At 60.3% G+C, this 380-nt stretch carries 1 protein-coding gene; it reads right to left on the bottom strand.

Annotation, left to right across the window (positions count from 1 at the left end):
- Nucleotides 1-39 precede the first annotated feature (39 nt).
- Nucleotides 40-380, bottom strand: a 341-nt coding sequence (locus D5084_RS09035) for an integrase core domain-containing protein (protein WP_155523118.1), incomplete at its 5' end; no start/stop codon positions are given.

The raw sequence follows: 380 nt of genomic DNA, 5'->3' as shown, positions 1-380 counted from the left end.
TGAGCTACTCCCCGATGTTTGAACAGATTTCCGGGTGAGTTAAGCTACTGCCTGCACCTGCTGATCGGTTTCGGTGTGGTTGAAGTAGACCACGGCGGGCGGTTGACCGCCATGGGCAGTGTGTGGGCGATGGTGGTTGTAGAAGGTGATCCAGCGCCCGATGCCAGCCTTGGCCTGCGACCCGGTCTCCCAGGCGTGCAGATAGACGCATTCATACTTCAGGGACCGCCAGAGACGCTTGATGAAGATGTTGTCGAGGCAGCGCCCTTTGCCGTCCATCGAGATCCGGGTCCCGACCCGCTTGAGCCGGTCGGTCCAGGCGAAGGACGTGAACTGGCTGCCCTGATCGGTATTCATGATCTCGGGCGGGCCGAACTTGT

This window comes from Tabrizicola thermarum (assembly GCF_003574395.1).
Classification (GTDB): Bacteria; Pseudomonadota; Alphaproteobacteria; order Rhodobacterales; family Rhodobacteraceae; genus Tabrizicola; species Tabrizicola thermarum.
This window is presented reverse-complemented; position numbering and strand designations above follow the sequence as displayed.